Source organism: Novipirellula sp., assembly GCF_041583735.1.
In the GTDB taxonomy this organism is placed as follows: domain Bacteria; phylum Planctomycetota; class Planctomycetia; order Pirellulales; family Pirellulaceae; genus Novipirellula.
The window spans coordinates 1-7481 of the sequence record NZ_JBFHFD010000430.1 but is presented as its reverse complement, the minus strand read 5'-3'; the positions used below and the strand labels follow the sequence as shown (position 1 = coordinate 7481).

Annotated in this window: 4 protein-coding genes; all 4 read right to left on the bottom strand. The window is 56.1% G+C overall.

What is annotated here, in order from left to right; genetic code table 11:
• Positions 1–3 precede the first annotated feature (3 nt).
• The gene (locus ABX962_RS24840; protein ID WP_372723305.1) at positions 4–3678 is read right to left on the bottom strand and encodes a hypothetical protein; all 3675 of its coding nucleotides are present in this window, start codon (positions 3676–3678) and stop codon (positions 4–6) included.
• A gap of 12 nt (positions 3679–3690) precedes the next feature.
• Positions 3691–5814, bottom strand: coding sequence for a BatA domain-containing protein (locus ABX962_RS24835; RefSeq protein WP_372723303.1), 2124 nt, complete (start codon positions 5812–5814; stop codon positions 3691–3693).
• Positions 5811–6773: a DUF58 domain-containing protein gene (locus ABX962_RS24830; RefSeq protein ID WP_372723301.1), complete on the bottom strand. Its 963-nt coding sequence runs from the start codon at positions 6771–6773 to the stop codon at positions 5811–5813. The genes ABX962_RS24835 and ABX962_RS24830 overlap by 4 nt, the downstream gene beginning before the upstream one ends.
• The coding region (locus tag ABX962_RS24825; protein WP_372723299.1) for an AAA family ATPase at positions 6773–7481 on the bottom strand (709 nt) is incomplete at its 5' end. The genes ABX962_RS24830 and ABX962_RS24825, both read right to left, overlap by 1 nt.

The window sequence follows — 7481 nt, the reverse complement described above, 5'->3', positions numbered from 1 at the left end:
ATATCATTTGCCACGCCCGCTTCCAAGGTTCTCATAATACTGGCGAACCGCCTCGGTGAATTGGCTCGGGACCGGATCACGATCGACCGGGACTTGTGAATTTTTCTCAGCGGATCGCCGCATGTATTCCTCTTGGACATCTCGTTGCAATTCACGTAGTGGGTCGGCGATCATCTCTTCGATCAAGTCCCATTGTGGTGCCTTTGAATGACGTAGCAGATCGGTTCTCGCGTCACGTGCACGATCACGAATTTGGGAAGCACGCGAACGCAGTTCGGGGTCCTCGACCATTTCTTCGACGTCGCGGAGTTGATCGGACCATTCACGAAATCCGTCTCCGGCGATCGGCGATCCACTCGGGCTCTGTGCCGCCGCCCGACTTTGACTGGGGGTTGAACCCCGGATTCCTTCACCGCCGTCCGCCTGACCTTCCTGCTGACCGGGGCTCTCACTCTCGCTCGCATTCTCGCCAGGACGCATTGGCTGTCCCGGGGATTCTCCCTGACCCTGACCTTCGCCCTCGCTCTGTCCTTGCCCCTCGTCTTGCTCACGACTCGATTCGCTACCCGGTTCGCTACCCGGTTCGCTACCCGGTTCGCCGCTCTGCTCGCCGCGTCCTTCCGCTCCTTGCTGTCCCTTCCCTCCCTGCGGTTCACCCTGTCCCTGTCCGGGCTCCCCGTCTTGCCCCGGCTTTCCTTCTCCACTCTCCTCCTCTCCCAACTCCCCCTCTCCTCCTCTTTCTTCTCCTCTTTCTTCCTCAATCTCTTCGTCCAGTTCTCGAGCCAACTGCTCCAGCGTGCTAGCGGCACGTCTCAGACCTTCCGTCTCGTCACCAAGAATCGAGCTGGCAGCTTGTTCGAGTTCTTCTCGCAACGATTTGACCCCTTCGGCAGCCGCCATCTCGGATCGACGAGCCTCTTCCCTAAATCCAGCTTGCACCAGCTCGGAAGTCTCTTCTAGACGACGATCCACTTCACGCTGCTGCAGATTGCGAAACGAGTCGTACAGCTCTTTCGCCAACAGCGGCTCGACGGTTTCGGCTTGCTCGACCGTTTCCTGAATTTTGTTTTCTAGCTGCGACAGATCACGACGTTGCTCTTCGAGTTGCTTTTCCAGCTGCTGCTGTTGTTCATTGCGACGCAGCCCGGGTGAAGGATTCTCAGCCTCTTCGCTGAGAGCTTCCGACAGCGTTTGTTGCTTCTGATCGAGTGCTTGCGCGTCGGCTCGCATTTCACGCATGGCGTCACTGAATTGCCCTGAGGTGCGTTGACGAAATTCGTCTTGTAACTCTTCGAGTTCACGTTCGGCGCGTTTACCCGCCGCCAGTGCCGACGAGGCATCCTCTTGCCCGAGTGCTTCGCTGGCACGACGTTGGTTCTCGCGAGACTCCTCGAGCTGTTCGCGTTGCTGCTGCATCGATTCTTGGTTCTCGGGGCTCTGCATCCGTTCGGCCAATTCATCGGTTTCACGCAACAAATTTTGCTGCTGTTCTCGTAGTCGTTTGATCTGTCGGCGAATCTCTTCCTTTTCTTTTTCGGACTCGGCCAATTCAAGCGCGGACTGCAATTGAGCCAGCTGCTTGTTGATATCTTCTTGACGTTGGGCAAGTTCCCGCAGCCGGCTCAGCACTTGTCGCTCTTCGCGTTGCTGCGCCGCCTCTGGCGAATTGGCTTCCGCTTGCTGCTCGGTTTCGTAGCGATTTTCATCCTGATCAAGCTCGAGTTCGTTTAATTGCTGTTGACGCTTCGATGCCGAGCTGCTGGAACTACGCTGGCTCTGTTGCTGAGCCCGAGTGACTTGAAACTCTCTCGCCCGCAACTTCAACAAGCCTGCATAACTCGCTTGTTCGGATGCCAACGCTTCGTCAAGCGTTTCAGTCGAGCTGGACTGCTGTGATTTCTCGAGTTCAGTTGCTGCAGACTGCATATGGACGCGAACGCCCTCGACGATCAATTTTGACTGGGGATCGCTTAACTCTGTCGCGAGTTCATCGAGCATTGCGATGGCATTTTGTTGCCCCTGGAACATCTCATAGAGATTCTTGGCAAATTCGGACGACACCTCCGCGCCAGTTTCATCACGCATAACACGCCAAGTCGCCGTGATGATTTGCTTTTGTAGCTCGGCAAGCTCCTCGGCCGCTTGTTCATTCTCGCTCGACGGAGCTTGGCCGCTAGGTGGCGGTTCTCCCTCGCGGAAAATCTCTTCAAAGGGGCGCACCTCGGCAAAGTACATGTCGCTTTGCGTCCGCCGCACTTCTCCACTGGGCCCAATGTCTTCGGCCCAGAAATAATACGCAAACAATTGATCCGGTTCCGCGTCGAGTGCTTCAAACTCAACCATCTGCGAAAACTCCTGTTTCCGCTTCGCAGCGTCCTTTTCCTCGAACGCGAACTCCGTCGCCTTGCCCTCAAAGTTATAAGAAAGCCCGATACGATGGAGCCCAAAATCATCCGCGATGTCTGCGGCAAGCGACAACTCTTCGAGCGGCGAAACGCGAACGTCACCCCCTCGGGTCAGCTTGATGCTGGGCGGCTGATTAGGCAGCACTTTCGCGACCAACTCGACTGGATACTTGTTCTTGCGGCCCTGTTCGTCGACCAATTCCAACGCGTAACGTTTCGATTCCTCCATCCGCAACTGGACCATCACCGCGTCACCTGTCGTGCGGTCCATTGGTTGAAGCGGCGTTCGTGTTCCGTCTTTTTCCACGAGCGTCGCCGACGTGACCGGCTTGTTCAGATGGCAGTGCCAGGTGAGCATCGTCCCCTGGACGGCTGATACACGCACGGTGTCGTCGATCCGTTTGTCATCCATGCGGGTGTACTCGGGGAAATCCAGCAGCGCATCGCTTCGCACCAACTTGGGAAACTCAAAGACGCCGATCGAGTACGTTTGGCTCGACCAATCTCGCGTCAGAATCTGGTACTCAAAGGCTTCGTCGACGGAGGACAAAAACGCGGCCACGACCGGGTCCTGTAGATTTTGTTTCATTGTCAATCGCTGTTCACTGCCATCGCGATTGATCACACGCAGTTCGGCTTCACTCGGGGCGACCGATTCAAAGCGAGCGGTGACCACCAAGCTCGTGCCGCGTTCAATTTCTGCGTTCCCCGGATCGACAATCGCATTGCTCTGGTTCGCGCGCGGTATGCTCGCGCCGACTTGCGAAGGGTCTGCCGACGTTACGAACAACATCCCCAGCACCGCCGCCATCACCACCGTGGCGCTCATTCCCGACATACGACTGAGCCACAATTGGCTTTGCGGAACGGTTTCGATCCAGCGGTTGCGTTGCGAATGATCGCACGCTTCACGAATCACACGTTGCTGTAAATAACTGTCTGATTTTTCCTCGCGAGTGGTTAATGAGACTGCGGTGAGCAGTCGCTGTTGCAGACTTGGGAACTTGGATTCAATCTTGCTGGCGATCGAGCGAGGATCCGAATAGCTTCGTCGTGTCACCGCCCAGGCGATCAGCATCGCCAGCGAAGCAACCCCCAGCAGGACGATCGCCGTTTCCGCACCCATAATCTGGCCTGAACGTGCCGCAGGCAACAAGCTCCACGCCAATCCAGCAACTACGAGTGCGATCAACGCCAGCCACCACCCCAGCCGGCGTTCTTGAAATCGAGACGTCACTTGATGAAGTCGTTTTCGTAATGTTTTTTCCATCATCGCAAACCACTTTTATTGGCGTATTCGGACCAGTAACGTTTCAGTGACCAGCAATCCCATTGCGGCAGCCATCAACCACTGCCACAGTTTTTGGATGCTTTCGAGCTCAACGTCTTTCGATTGTCGCTCGGACTCTTTTCGAGCGGCGTTTGACTGTGCTTTCCCCAGTTGTACCCCCAACTTTTCGAGCGTCGCCGCATCCATCGGCTCCACACGGCTTTCCGTGTCCGCCAAGTTGACTGCAATCGTTTGTGACTTGCCATCTTGATCCATCCGATAGACGCCTGGACGGTTCAAACGATTGTCGGAATCCAACGTCGTTGATTCCGGCGGATCGCCATCGGGTGCTGCCACCAGCGTTGGGTGCCCAGAGGCTTCGTCCAACTGATCGCCCACTCGGTAGCGATTGCCGTCCGCCCGAGCCCGTTGACCACGATCGAAGATGCTAAACATTAACGGGATAAATTTGGTCGACAGCGACAACTGACTAGCCTGGGGTTGCCATCCCGCAGCCAGCACCATCAGATGCCCCTCCCCGACGGAGTGTTCGATCAATGCAGGGGCTCCGTCATCAAACTTTGCCAATACCTTCGTGTCGGCAGGTAAACCGTGGATTTCACGATGAGACCAAAACCGCGTTTTGGTAAAGTCATTGAACTGCGGGTCGGCCATCGGCGAGAACACAGGATGTTCGAAATCGATGTGAGAAAGCATCGCGTAGTCGTCTAGCTTTGCTTCGGAAACTTCGATTGCGGGCGTTTCCCCGTCGCTGTTTTGAAGTAGAGGGGTGAGTGTCGAGGACCACAGTGCATCGGGTTCCGCCAGCACAAGCAGTACTGTCCCGCCGGTACGTAGGTAGCGATGGATCCGTTCTGTCATCGCGTCGTCAAGTGGTTGTGTGACCACCACCAACGGCGTGGAAACTGTATTGCCAGGTTGACCTGCGATGCCCGGAACCAAATTCGGATCGCTGGTAATCGTCACCGTTCGCTGCGGCGTGTCAAAGGGAACCTGTTTCAAGTAGTACAGCAAACGGTCTCGAGGATCTTGTTTGTTCTCCTCATCCCCAACGAAGACAATGTTGGCCGTTTCCGGTTGCGGACGCACGAGATAGGCGGCGTTATCGAACGGTTCTTGGTCGCCGCTGAGCACTAACGACGTCACGTCGGCGTCGGGAAGCGGGATCGAGACGGTTCGTGATTCACCGGGCGGAACATGGACCGGCATCGCGTCGATCGTTTTGTTTTCCGAGGTGATCCAGGCCAAGCGAAAGTCGCTTGCGTTTGTTCCCGCCGCGTTGGAAACGCGGACGCGTCGTTTCTCGCTTCGAGATCCGCCACGTTTGGACGCCGCACCGTTCGGATCGCCCTCGGAATCATCATCCTCGCCAGCCGACTGCAATATCCGAGCCCAGGCGTTGCCCGCGTTCACGCCACGAACGACACGTACGTCTAACCTGACGTTCTCGGGCCAAGTGAACCGCTGCAGACTTTCGATCTCGCTTCCCGATTGCATATCGCTAATCAAGATCAAATTTGCATCGCGTTGAACGCCTTCCTGATCCGCCTCGCTGGCGGCGGCAATGTCGGCAGCGTAAACAAGTGCTCGCCCCAAATCGGAATCTTGCCACGATGGGGCGAGATTCTGAAATGATAACCGAGCAGCCGAAAAACGTTGGTCGGCGGCCAATTCGTAGGACTGTTCGAATGGGAACAGCGTCTTGGGTTCATCGTCATAGGCGACGATCGCAAGTTGGTCGTTTTTGCCAAGTTCGCCGATCACGCGATCGATTTGCCCGATCGCTTGATCCCAAACCCCCACGCGTTTCATGCTGGCACTGGTATCAATCAGCACCACAAAACGTTGGCCGATGGCGTCGGACTCCGTAACCGCTTCGCTGCGAAAAAACGGACGCGCAAACGCCGCCGCGAGTAACAAAATCGCCAGCGAGCGAATCAACAACAGCAACCAATTGTCCAATCGGCTGCGACGCGTCAATCGCGGGGGCGTCGGTTTCAAAAACATCAACGAGCTAAACGCGATGTTCCCCTTGGGTTGACGCCGAATCAGATGGAACAAGATCGGCAGCCCGATCGCCAATGCTCCGGCAAAATACAACGGGGCTAACAAACTCATGAAGTGCCTCCGCTGCGGGCGGACCGAGCCAGCATCCCGGCGCGAGCGGTACCACGGGACCGCCGCTGTTGTGAATTCAGTAAATGGAACAGCGAATCATGAAGCGGTTCGCGGGTCACGATTTCATGCAGACTGACTCCTAACGAACTGCACACAATCTGCAGTTGTTTTCGGTGTTCGGCAAACTGTTCTTGATACTGTGCCGCAGCGACCTCAGGATCCAAATAGATTTCGCGTCCGGTTTCCATGTCCAGCACCATGCTGGGCGATTCGAGCTGGAAATCGACTTCCGCCGGATCCAAGGTCCGCAAGATCACGACTTCATGCCCTCGCGATCTCAGGTAGGCCAGATTGGTCCGCAGCGATTCGGTGGGGGTCAATAAGTCCGAGATCATGATCACCAGCCCGCGTCGCCCGACAAGATTGGCAATCTGTTTCAGCGGCGAATCAATGTCGGTCCCTTTGCCGCTTAGCGGACGCGAAAGCGCCACCAACATTTGATGCAGATGACCGACTCGGCGTCGAGCAGGAATGAATTCGCCAATCGCCTCGTCAAACGTCAAAACCCCGACGCAATCTCGTTGCAACGACAAGAAATAGGCGAACGTCGCTGCTAAGGTTCGCGCGTATTCGATCTTGCTGTACTCGATCGAACCGTAGCCCATCGAGCGACTTTGGTCGATCACTAAATAACAATTGCGATTCGTTTCGTCTTCAAACTTTTTGATATACAGGCGATCGCTGCGGGCAAATCGTTTCCAATCCAAACCACGCAAATCGTCCCCGACGGTGTAAGGCCGATACTCACTGAATTCCACCGAGGATCCATGCATTGGGCTTCGATGCAGCCCATCGAAAAATCCTTCGACAACCGTCTTGGCTCGCAGTTGCAAATTCTTAATTCGCATGATCGCCGACGGATCAATCGAGGCAATGTCGCCGCGAGAAGGCTGGACCATCACGACATCTCCGTGGGCACGGCCTGCAACAATTGGTCGATCACATTTTCGATCGTGACGCCTTCGGCTTCCGCTTTGTAGCTGAGCAAGACTCGATGACGCAGTGTCGGGTGGGCGAGGGCTCGGATATCATCCATTCGCACGTGGGCATTTCCCGACAGCAGCGCTCGCGCCTTGGCACCGAGCACCAGCGTTTGTGCGGCTCGCAGCCCCGCGCCCCAGCTGACCCATTGGTTGATGAAATCGGGAGTTTGGTCGCGATCGGGCCGCGTCGATGCGGCCAAGCGAACCGCATACGCCCCCACTTCCTCGGCAATCGGCACGCGGCGAACGGTTTCATGAAACCGCAAGATGTCTTCGCCTGTGAACAACGGTTCGATCGGTTCAGCACGCCGTGAGGTCGTTTGCATGACCACCGCCAACTCATCCTTGGGCGGCAGATAGTCAATCAGCACGTTGAACATGAAACGGTCCAACTGAGCTTCGGGTAGTGGATACGTTCCTTCCATTTCGATTGGATTTTGCGTTGCCAATACAAAAAAGGGCTCCTCCAATGGATAGCGACGCCCCGCAGCGGTGACTTGATGCTCCTGCATCGCTTCGAGTAGTGCAGCCTGCGTCTTGGGCGGCGTCCGGTTGATTTCGTCCGCCAAGACGACGTTGGCAAAGATCGGGCCTTTGACAAACGTCATCTTGCGATGCCCACCT

Coding starts and splice junctions, on each gene's coding strand:
- ABX962_RS24840 (WP_372723305.1), bottom strand. CDS start 3,678: ATGATGGAAAAAACATTACGAAAACGACTTCATCAAGTGACGTCTCGA.
- ABX962_RS24835 (WP_372723303.1), bottom strand. CDS start 5,814: ATGAGTTTGTTAGCCCCGTTGTATTTTGCCGGAGCATTGGCGATCGGG.
- ABX962_RS24830 (WP_372723301.1), bottom strand. CDS start 6,773: ATGGTCCAGCCTTCTCGCGGCGACATTGCCTCGATTGATCCGTCGGCG.